Origin of the sequence: Candidatus Endomicrobium procryptotermitis, from assembly GCA_031279415.1 — a bacterium.
GTDB classification, from domain to species: domain Bacteria; phylum Elusimicrobiota; class Endomicrobiia; order Endomicrobiales; family Endomicrobiaceae; genus Endomicrobium_B; species Endomicrobium_B procryptotermitis.
Map to the genome: position 1 here is coordinate 1 of JAITIP010000013.1, position 10,027 is coordinate 10,027.

At 36.9% G+C, this 10,027-nt stretch carries 9 protein-coding genes and 2 rRNA genes; all 11 read left to right on the forward strand.

The features are described 5' to 3' along the window. Positions 1-216, forward strand: a 23S ribosomal RNA gene (locus LBD46_02010); the annotation flags it as partial. A 126-nt stretch (positions 217-342) separates the two neighbouring features. Further along, positions 343-459: ribosomal RNA gene (gene rrf / locus LBD46_02015) — 5S ribosomal RNA — on the forward strand. A gap of 884 nt (positions 460-1,343) precedes the next feature. After that, the gene (locus tag LBD46_02020; GenBank protein ID MDR2425950.1) at positions 1,344-2,804 is read left to right on the forward strand and encodes an anthranilate synthase component I family protein; all 1,461 of its coding nucleotides are present in this window, start codon (positions 1,344-1,346) and stop codon (positions 2,802-2,804) included. Positions 2,805-2,832: 28 nt separating this feature from the next. Next, on the forward strand, positions 2,833-3,444 hold the full coding sequence (locus LBD46_02025) for an aminodeoxychorismate/anthranilate synthase component II (protein ID MDR2425951.1): 612 nt from the start codon (positions 2,833-2,835) through the stop codon (positions 3,442-3,444). Further along, entirely contained in the window at positions 3,413-4,429 is a 1,017-nt protein-coding gene (trpD, locus tag LBD46_02030) for an anthranilate phosphoribosyltransferase (protein ID MDR2425952.1), read from the forward strand. Before LBD46_02025 ends, trpD begins: the two co-directional genes overlap by 32 nt. Then, entirely contained in the window at positions 4,426-5,226 is an 801-nt protein-coding gene (gene trpC, locus LBD46_02035; protein ID MDR2425953.1) for an indole-3-glycerol phosphate synthase TrpC, read from the forward strand. Before trpD ends, trpC begins: the two co-directional genes overlap by 4 nt. Continuing rightward, positions 5,213-5,815 carry a phosphoribosylanthranilate isomerase gene (locus tag LBD46_02040; GenBank protein MDR2425954.1) on the forward strand — a complete coding sequence of 201 codons (603 nt, stop codon included), beginning with the start codon at positions 5,213-5,215 and terminating at the stop codon, positions 5,813-5,815. The genes trpC and LBD46_02040 overlap by 14 nt, the downstream gene beginning before the upstream one ends. A gap of 61 nt (positions 5,816-5,876) precedes the next feature. Further along, on the forward strand, positions 5,877-7,061 hold the full coding sequence (trpB, locus tag LBD46_02045) for a tryptophan synthase subunit beta (GenBank protein MDR2425955.1): 1,185 nt from the start codon (positions 5,877-5,879) through the stop codon (positions 7,059-7,061). Next, entirely contained in the window at positions 7,054-7,839 is a 786-nt protein-coding gene (gene trpA, locus LBD46_02050; protein MDR2425956.1) for a tryptophan synthase subunit alpha, read from the forward strand. Before trpB ends, trpA begins: the two co-directional genes overlap by 8 nt. A 69-nt stretch (positions 7,840-7,908) precedes the next feature. Continuing rightward, positions 7,909-8,826 carry a homoserine O-succinyltransferase gene (gene metA, locus LBD46_02055; protein ID MDR2425957.1) on the forward strand — a complete coding sequence of 306 codons (918 nt, stop codon included), beginning with the start codon at positions 7,909-7,911 and terminating at the stop codon, positions 8,824-8,826. A 545-nt stretch (positions 8,827-9,371) separates the two neighbouring features. Beyond that, positions 9,372-9,950, forward strand: coding sequence for a hypothetical protein (locus LBD46_02060; GenBank protein ID MDR2425958.1), 579 nt, complete (start codon positions 9,372-9,374; stop codon positions 9,948-9,950). Positions 9,951-10,027: the final 77 nt, after the last annotated feature.

The window sequence follows — 10,027 nt, forward strand, 5'->3', positions numbered from 1 at the left end:
TGAACATACCTCTGGTGTTTCGGTTGTTGCGCCAGCAGCATTGCCGAGTAGCCAAGTATGGATGAGATAAACACTGAAAGCATATAAGTGTGAAACTCGCCTCAAGATAAGGTTTCCCCGAAGGGCACTTGTAGACTACAAGTTTGATAGGATGGAAGTGTAAGTGCAGTAATGTATTGAGCTAACCATTACTAATTGCCCGTTCGGCTTGGTCACATTTTCTAATCTTTATATTATGCAGATAGTTGAATTGTATTAACGCAAGGTTTACCTAAAACTGGTAAGTAGTTATTTGATATTGCAAGCCTGTAAAATAGGCTGCCAATAAAAATAGGAATTATTTCCGGTGGTTATTTCGAAGGTGTCACACCCGATCCCATTCCGAACTCGGAAGTTAAGCCCTTCAGAGCCGATGGTAGTTGGACCGCAGGGTCCCGCAAGAGTAGGTCGCTGCCGGATTAAATATTAAAAAGCCGCCGCATTTTTTAATGCGGCGGCTTTTTAATTTTAGTTTTTATTTATACGACCCTGATTGTGTCAAGGAAGGTTATTTTTGACACAAAATAGATTCAAATTGTTTTAGGCAATCATTTCAGCTTTTTCTTTTCTTTTGTTTTACAAAAAAATTATCTAACTTCAACCTTTATATCATCATACGGCAGAATCTGTTATTGATTTGGATACTGATAAAACAGTAATTTGAGATAAAAGGTTGGAGCCAGATAGAATGTTTGCTCTGATGTATTTAAAAACAAGTAATAAAAATCAGGACGGAATTTTAAAACTTTACTTTCTTTTGCATCCGCTACATAAGCAATGACATAAAAATAAAAGCATTTTGTTTAGGATTTGACAACTGTTAATTTTATTTTGTAACATTATCAAATAACTTAATAGGGACAATGTCCCAAAAACCGTTGATGTGGAGATAACGGTAATTGTGCAGTTACAGAGAGCGGGCGCAGCTGAGATTCCCGTACAACGCAGATTATCAAATGGACCACAGAGGGCGCGGTCAAAGAAAGCGAAAGCTTTTTAGTATTCCGCGACGTAACGTGTACGTTAATTACGAGGAATATTCCGAAACGTTTTGTTTCCAGTATTCTACAAAGAGTGCGGCAACGGCAAATTATAGTCGTTTTTCCGCAAAGCAAGGTGGCACCGCGGATAAATTCAAATCCGTCCTTGACATAATATTTTATGTTTTGGACGGATTTTTTATTTTTGGAGATTCCTTAATGATTAAGATGAATTTCAGACGATGGCGTTTTTTAAAAGCGTAATATGTACAGTACGCATTTTGCATTTTGTTTTATGTATTTTACGGATAAATGGGAGGAAAAATGCTAAAACCTTCAATTGAAGAAGTTAAACGATATATTAAAGATTACAATGCGTTTCCAGTATATAAAGAAATTTTTTCTGATATTAAAACGTCGGTTGGAATTCTTAGAAATTTTATGGAAGAAAATAAGAAATGTTATCTGCTTGAAAGCGTCGAAAGCACAGAAAACTGGGGACGCTATTCGTTTTTAGGCTGTGATCCTAAACTTACGATTAAATGTAATGATGGCAAAATCGTTGTTGATGATGGAAAGCGGTGCGAAATTGAGACTTTGAAACCTGAAACTGTGCTCAGAGATATTTTGTCGCGTTACAGAAGTCCGCAGATAAAATCTCTGCCGCCTTTTACGGGAGGGCTGGTGGGTTATTTTTCTTATGACTATATAAAATATATCGAAAAATCTTTAAAGCTTGACAATATAAATGCTGAAAATTTTGATGATTTGTATCTTATGCTTTTCGATAAAGTTATTGCTATAGATCATCTTAAACAGAAGATTTTTATAATAGTGAACGTCTTGACAGATAATTTTGAAACAAATTATGCAAATGCCGAAACTGAGATAGAACGGCTGGAACGGTTGATAAAAAAAGAGTCTGGCAGTGTCGATGCAAAATCCGAACTCAAAACTGATTTAAGAATTCTTCACAACAAAGAAGAATTCTGCAAAATGGTAAGCGAAATAAAACGGCATATATATGAAGGAGACATTTTTCAGGCAGTAATATCTAACGGCATAGAGGGTGACTTCAATGGGACCCTTTTTGAAACTTATAGAGTTTTAAGAACGGTAAATCCGTCGCCTTACATGTTTTACTGCAATTTCGGCGATTCTGAAATTGCCGGCGCTTCGCCGGAAACACTTATAACTCTAAAAGACAGCGAACTTACTAATTATGCTCTTGCAGGAACCTGTAAACGCGGCAAAACCATTGAAGAAGACGAACAGCTCACAGCAGACTTGCTCAAAGATGAAAAAGAGCTTTCAGAACATAATATGCTTGTGGATTTGGGACGAAACGATTTGGGAAAAGTAAGCGAATTCGGCAGTGTTAAAGTTGTGGAATATATGAAGATATTAAAATTTTCGCATGTTTCGCATATAGCTTCGATAATCAAAGGAAAACTAAAAACTGGTTATGACCAGTTTGACGCCGTATCCGCTGTGCTTCCTGCCGGAACGCTTTCGGGGACGCCTAAAATTAAAGCATGCGAAATAATCAATTCCCTTGAAAAACACAAACGCGGAACTTATGGAGGCGCCGTTGGATATATTGATTTTACCGGAAATATGGATATGTGTATAGCCATAAGAATGGCAAAACTGCAAAATGGAAAAATTTATATACAGGCTGGAGCCGGCATTGTCGCTGAAAGTGATCCTGAAAAAGAGTTTCAGGAATGTTTAAATAAAGCGCAGGCGATGATTGAAGCGCTGCAAACCGCTTCTGGAAATTGATGATACCGCTGAAATAATGGAGGAAAGCATGATTTTAATAATAGATAATTATGACAGTTTCTCTTATAACCTTTACCAGTACGTAGGAATAATAAATGACGATGTTAAAGTGATAAAAAACGATGAGATGACGATTGAAGAAATGGAAAAATTAAATGTTTCACATCTTATTTTTTCGCCCGGGCCGGGACGTCCGTCAGATGCGGGCCGTAGCGAAGAAGCGATACTTTATTTTAAAGACAAAAAACCGATACTCGGCATTTGTCTTGGACATCAGGCGATATGCGAAGTTTTCGGCGCAAAAATTACTTATGCAAAAACTCTTTTTCACGGAAAAACAAGCAATGTACAGATAGCGAACGGCAGTCCGATTTTTAAAGGACTGCCGCCGGTATTAAAAACCGCCAGATACCACTCTTTAATTGCCGACAGAGCAACGCTTTCGGATGAACTGCTTGTTATAGCTGAAGATGAAGAAGGGCAGGTTATGGGCGTAAAGCACTGTGATTATAATTTGTACGGACTTCAGTTTCATCCTGAATCCGTGCTTACGCAGAAAGGAATGACCATAATAGAAAATTTTTTAAATCTTGAAAGGGGAGGCAGCAGTGATACGGGAATCAATATACGAAATAGTTAACAGACAGAATCTTTCAATAGAAAATACTAAAATGGTTATGAATGAAATTATGGACGGCAAAGCCACAGATGCTCAGATTGCTTCTTTTTTAACGTCGATGAGGCTCAAAGGGGAAACTATAGAAGAAATAACTGCATGTGCAATGGTTATGAGAGAAAAATGCCAGAGACTTAACCCGAAAACCGACGTGTTGGATATTGTTGGCACGGGGGGAGACGAACTTGCGACGTTCAATATTTCTACTGTTTCATCTTTTATAATCGCGGCCGCCGGCGTGCCAGTAGCCAAGCATGGCAACAGAAGTGTATCAAGCAAATGCGGAAGTGCGGATTTACTTGAAGCTTTGGGAGCAAACATAATGCTTGCTCCGACGCAATGCGATTTTGTGCTTGAAAAAACTGGAATATGTTTTCTTATGGCACAGACTTTTCATTCCTCGATGAAATATGTGGCAAAAGTGAGAAAAGAACTGGGGATAAGAACCATATTTAATATTTTAGGTCCGCTGGCAAATCCCGCCAAAGCAAAATACGAACTTATAGGTGTGTACGATGAAAATCTTGTTGAACCTATGGCGAGGGTGCTGGCAAATCTCGGTGTCAAAAGAGCTATGGTAGTACATGGCCACGATGGGCTTGATGAAGTTACGCTCTCAGATACCACAACAATATGTGAAGTAAACGATGGAAAATTAAACAGCTTTTTTATAACTCCGGAACAGTTTGGGCTTCAAAGATGTTCTCTTTACGAACTGATAGGTGGAAGTCCGCAGGAAAATAAAGAGATAGCACTGAATATTTTGAAAGGCGAAACAGGTGCAAAAAGAGATATAGTTCTGCTAAATTCTGCAATATGCCTTTATATGTTTTACAATAATGTAACTCTTAAAGAATGTTTAAAAATTGCGCGGGAGATGATTGACAGCGGCAAAGCGTTAAATAAACTTGAAGAGTTTATAAAAGTGTCTAATGAGGCGGCAAAATGATATTGGATAAAATCGTTGCGGCAGCAAAAGTAAGAATTGAAAAGTCAAAAGAAAAAAAATCTCTTGAAGAGGCAAGAAAAGAGGCCATCTCGGTTTCAAAAGATGGGAATTTCTCTTTTGAAAAAGCGCTTAAAAAAGAAGAAATAAGCTTTATATGCGAAATAAAAAAAGCGTCTCCGTCAAAAGGAATTATTTCACATGATTTTAGATATTTGGAAACGGCAAAAGAGTATGAAGCAGCAGGTGCGGATGCAGTTTCTGTTATTACCGAACCTGACTTTTTTATGGGTTGCGATAGGTATCTTACGGAAATTAAAAACACTGTAAGAATACCGGTATTAAAAAAAGATTTCATAATAGACGTTTACCAGATTTTTGAAGCAAAAAATACCGGCGCCGACGCAGTACTTTTGATATGCACAATACTTAGTTTTGAAGATTTAAAAGAGTTCATGGAAACTGCTCATGCTTTGGGATTATCATGTCTTGTTGAAACGCATGATGAAAAAGAAGTTGAAATGGCGCTTAAAGCCGGTGCAAAAATAATAGGCGTTAACAACAGAAATCTTAAAACTTTCGAAGTGGATATAAATAACAGCGCAAAATTGAGAAAACTTGTATCGCAGGACAAAATATTCGTTTCAGAAAGTGGAATAAGAACAAAAGAAGATATAGATGCTCTGCGTTTGCACAAAATTGATGCTGTTTTGATAGGCGAAGAACTTATGAAAAGTACAAACGTAAAGCAAAGGCTTAAAGAATTGAAAAGCATATGGAGGAAAAATGACGAAAATTAAAATATGCGGTTTAAAAAGAGAAGAAGACATAAAATATGCCAATGAAACAAAACCGGATTACATAGGATTTGTTTTTGCCGGAGAAAAAAGGAAAATAACTTTTGAAAACGCAGCAGAACTTAAAACAATGCTTGACAAAAAGATAAAGTCCGTTGGTGTTTTTGTAAATGAAAAAATAGACAATATAATAAATCTTTCTGCTGAAGGAATAATTGATTTAATACAGCTGCACGGCGGTGAAGATGAAGCATATATTTACAGGTTGAAAGAAAAAACTGATAAACCTGTGATAAAAGCGATAAGAGTGAAAGAAAAAATGCATAATTTTAACACGGCGGCAGATTTTGCACTTTTTGATGCCTATACGGAAAATGAATACGGCGGAAGCGGAAAATCTTTTGATACAGAACTGATTAAAGAATACGACCATCCTTTTTTTATAGCTGGCGGAATAAATGTCGGAAACGTTGAAACGGTAATAAAAGAGTTAAATCCGTTCTGCGTTGATTTAAGCAGCGGAGTTGAAAGCGGCGGCGTCAAAGATTTAAATAAAATCAGGGAAATTGTCAAAACCGTAAGGAGCTTGTGATAAAATAACCTGTCGTTGTGAAATCGTTACTGTTTTAATATCTTAACGCGGGAGAAATAAAATGTCTAAATGGAAATTCGGAGTGTATGGTGGATGTTACATACCGGAAACACTTATGAATGCCGTAAAAGAGCTGGATGAAGCTTACAATCATTATAAAAACGATAGAGATTTTAATTCTGAACTAAACGCATTATTAAACGAGTATGCCGGCAGACCGTCAAGATTGTACTATGCAAAAAATATGACGGAAAAACTCGGCGGGGCAAAGATCTATCTTAAAAGGGAAGATTTGAATCACACGGGTTCCCATAAAATAAACAATGTTCTCGGACAGACGCTTCTTGCCAAAAAGATGGGTAAAAAGAGAGTGATTGCCGAAACTGGAGCAGGACAGCATGGCGTGGCAACTGTAACCGCTGCAGCTTTGCTCGGCATGGAATGTGAAATATTTATGGGTGAAGAAGATATTGAAAGACAGTCGTTAAACGTTTTCAGAATGAAACTGCTGGGTGCAAAAGTTAATCCTGTAAAAAGCGGCACAAAAACTTTAAAAGATGCAGTAAGCGAAACCATGAGAGAATGGTCACGCAGAGTTGAAGATACTCTTTATGTTTTAGGTTCAGTTATGGGACCGCACCCGTTTCCAAAAATTGTGAGAGATTTTCAAAGTGTTATAGGCAAAGAGATAAAAGAACAGATTTTGCAAAAAGAAGGAAAATTTCCCGACATTGTAATGGCATGCGTTGGCGGCGGCTCAAATGCTATGGGAACTTTTTATGATTTTTTAAACGATAAAAACGTAAAACTTATAGGCTGTGAAGCCGCGGGGAAAGGAATTGACACCCCAGAAACGGCCGCAACCATAGCAACTGGCCGTCAGGGAATATTTCACGGAATGAAATCTTATTTCTGCCAGACGGAAAGCGGACAGGTTGCCCCAGTTTATTCGATTTCTGCAGGGCTTGACTATCCAGGAATAGGACCCGAACACGCTTATCTTCATGATATAAAAAGGGCGCACTACGTTTGCGTAACAGATGTGCAGGCGGTTGAAGCTTTTGAATTTTTATCACTTACCGAAGGAATAATTCCCGCTGTGGAATCTGCGCACGCGGTTTATCATGCGATGCAGATTGCTCCGAAAATGAAAAAAGATGAAATAATTGTCGTGACTCTTTCGGGAAGGGGAGATAAAGACGTTGCCATGATAGCGAGATATAAAGGAGAAAATATATATGAATAGAGTCGGAAATGAAATTTCAAAAGTGTTTGATAATAAAAAAGCGCTGATAACATATTTAACTGCCGGTGACCCATCTCTTGAAAGCAGCGAAGAATTCATAGTTGTGCTTGCTAAGAACGGAGCCGATTTGATAGAAATAGGTATTCCTTTTTCCGACCCAATAGCTGAAGGTGAAGTTATACAAAACGCTATGAAAAGAGCGTTGTCAAAAAAAATAAATTTGGATGATGTCTTCAATATGGTCGTAAGGATAAGAAAGAGAACCGATATTCCTCTAACTTTTATGACTTATTTAAATCCGTTGCTTACATACGGCTATGATAATTTTTTTAAGAAATGTAAAGAAACAGGAATAAGTGCGATAATAGCTCCCGATATGCCTTTTGAAGAACAAGATGAAGTGAAAGAGTTTGCAGACAAATACGATATAACCATAATAACTCTTATAGCGCCGACTTCAAATGAAAGAATAGAAAATATTGCAAAATCTTCAAAAGGTTTTATATATCTTATTTCTTCATTGGGAGTTACGGGAGTAAGAACAAAGATAGCGACAGATATAGGTTGGCTGGTATCGAAAATAAAAAAAGTTACTGATATTCCGGTCGCCGTAGGTTTCGGTATAGCTTCGGGATGGCAGGCAAAAGAGATTGTAAAATATGCTGATGGAGTGATAATAGGAAGCGCAATTGTAAAAATAATTGCCGAATATAAAGAAAATGCTGCGCCGAAACTTGCCGAATATATATTATCCATAAGAAAAGAAATGGAAATTTGAAATAGATTTGATATAATTAATAAACATATATATTTGATATGAAAATTTTTGCTTCAAGGAGTTTCCGCCATGCCGATAAAAATACCTAAAGATTTGCCGGCACGTAAAATTTTAAACGAAGAAAACATATTTATTATGGATGAAAGCCGTGCAATGACGCAGGATATACGTCCTTTAAAAATAGCGATACTTAACCTGATGCCTAAAAAAATAGAAACGGAAACCCAGCTTTTGCGGCTCATAGGAAACACCCCTTTACAGGTTGACATAGAACTGCTGCAGACGGCAAGCCATCAATCGACAAACACCCCTGCCGAACATCTGCTGAAATTTTACCGCACTTTTGGCGATGTGAAAAACAAGCATTTTGACGGATTGATTATAACGGGCGCTCCTGTCGAAATGCTAGAATTCGAAGAAGTCGACTACTGGCAGGAACTTTGTGAAATTATGGAATGGTCAAAGACGAACGCTTTTTCAACTTTTCATATTTGCTGGGGATCTCAGGCGGCACTGTACTATCATTACGGAATAAAAAAACATACGCTGGATAAAAAAATGTTTGGTATTTTTCTTCATGAGCAGACTGCCAAAGGGCATTATCTTTTAGATGGGTTTGATGACGCTTTTTATGCTCCACATTCGCGTCATACCGGCATAGACGAAAAAGCCGTTGAACAAGATAACAGGCTTTTAGTTCTGAGCCGTTCAAAAGAAGCCGGAATATATATCGCCTGCAGCAGAGATTCAAAGCAATTTTTTATTACTGGACATTCTGAATATGACAGAGATACTCTTGCGAACGAATATTTCAGGGATTTGGAAAAAGGGCTGCAAATAGAAAAACCCATAAACTATTTTCTCGAAAATAATACTAAAAACAAGGCTCTTATAAAATGGAGAGCCCATGCAAACCTTTTATTTTATAATTGGCTTAACTATTTCGTATACCAGCGTACCCCGTATGACTATGTCGAGAAGGACTAACACACCAATAATCAGCACTCTATAAAAGCTCAAACACAACTTTAAGTTTACTTCCGTTTTCAGCTTTTTCTAAGATTTAACTATCTGATTTTTATAAAATTAAACGGAATTATCACTTGATGTCTTGCTCTGTCATATCAAGGCAGCATTGCTGCCGAAATATTAATTATATTCTGTAATTGATTCACTTTATTTATGACACCAGTTTAGTCGTCATTGCGGGGCGGTTTTATCGCCAAAGCAAGAATGCCGGGATTGCTTTGGCGCCGTTGCCACTCATCCTAGTAATGACGGCAATGACTAAACGGCAATTGAGTGTCTCCAAAAATCGCTAATTGTTGTGTCATCAATATTTTAAGTGGGTTGATGGCTGGCAGATGGTACTAATGTTCAAGAATACCTCAAAGGATAATTCCATTCTAAAATAAAAAATTTTGTCCAAAATCTAAAACGTTTTGCTGATATTGTAGTTGTACGCTAAAAATAGGACTGTTTTTGAACATTTTTTGCGGATTTTGCCGCTGTGAAAAATATGTGAAAATTCAATGAAAGTTATTGTGAAAGTTAAATCTTTGTTATATTATATTTACATGGAGAAAATAAGATTTTATTACTATGAAATTTTTAAAGTTAAAGCGGCTTTTGTGCTTGCTTTGTTTCTTGTGTCTGTTATGGTTTTAGATACGGCCAATTTGACGCTTATTATGAAAAACGACGGCGCAAGTCGAGACGGAAGAGCTGTTACTGAAGTTAAAAATGAGTTAGGTCGAATATGCGACGCGGTAAATATGCCGGTTAAAATCGTAAATAAAATGTTTGAAAAAAAAGGTTTTGGCGATAAAATATTTTTTAGCGTTTCGCAGGATTTTATTACGGTAAAAATTCTATATGCTTCAATTTCTGCAGTTGTGTTCACAAAATATTTTGCTGTATTTGTAAGTATAAACAAGAAACAATTTTTAAACCTGCTTCCTTATTCTTTTCAAGGAATTTTTTTAAATATCCAAAATGTATTTTGGCAATTTTCAGACAATGAGTATAGACTGTTATTATTATTTTTAATTATTATGTCGGTTTTACCTAGGGGAGATCCTTTGATAAAAAAAAACAAAATAAAAATATGAGTTTGCAGATGTGTACTTGCGCTTAGCGTAAGTACACATTTTCCGTTTTAAAAACGGGCTGCAAATGGGAGAAAACA

Coding starts and splice junctions, on each gene's coding strand:
- trpC (MDR2425953.1), top strand. CDS start 4,426: ATGATATTGGATAAAATCGTTGCGGCAGCAAAAGTAAGAATTGAAAAG.
- LBD46_02025 (MDR2425951.1), top strand. CDS start 2,833: ATGATTTTAATAATAGATAATTATGACAGTTTCTCTTATAACCTTTAC.
- LBD46_02040 (MDR2425954.1), top strand. CDS start 5,213: ATGACGAAAATTAAAATATGCGGTTTAAAAAGAGAAGAAGACATAAAA.
- LBD46_02060 (MDR2425958.1), top strand. CDS start 9,372: ATGAAAGTTATTGTGAAAGTTAAATCTTTGTTATATTATATTTACATG.
- LBD46_02020 (MDR2425950.1), top strand. CDS start 1,344: ATGCTAAAACCTTCAATTGAAGAAGTTAAACGATATATTAAAGATTAC.
- trpB (MDR2425955.1), top strand. CDS start 5,877: ATGTCTAAATGGAAATTCGGAGTGTATGGTGGATGTTACATACCGGAA.
- trpA (MDR2425956.1), top strand. CDS start 7,054: ATGAATAGAGTCGGAAATGAAATTTCAAAAGTGTTTGATAATAAAAAA.
- metA (MDR2425957.1), top strand. CDS start 7,909: ATGCCGATAAAAATACCTAAAGATTTGCCGGCACGTAAAATTTTAAAC.